The sequence below is a fragment of the Vogesella perlucida genome (assembly GCF_979366545.1).
In genome coordinates this window covers 1-225 of record NZ_CEETRO010000091.1, presented here as the reverse complement: position 1 = coordinate 225, position 225 = coordinate 1, and the positions used below count along the sequence as shown (strand labels likewise).

The 225-nt window shown below is 63.1% G+C and carries 1 protein-coding gene; it reads left to right on the top strand.

The annotated features are described in order from the left end of the window. On the top strand, positions 1-225 hold a 225-nt coding region (locus tag ACZ9XP_RS18080), incomplete at both ends, for a hypothetical protein (RefSeq protein WP_465188978.1).

Sequence of the window (225 nt, the reverse complement as noted above, 5' to 3'; positions counted from 1 at the left end):
AGGCCGACAAGACCTTCAGCATCAACGTACCGGGCGCCGAGCTGGTGGCCGACACCGACAAGGTGATCGAGGCCAGCGTCACCACCCGTGACGAATCCGGCAACAGCATCACCGTCAGCGACACCGAGGGTTACAGCGTGGACACCGGCGCGCCGAGCGTGGTGGTGAACATCGTGGATGCCGCCCTGAACGTGGCAGACAAGGTATCGAACGTGACCTTCACCT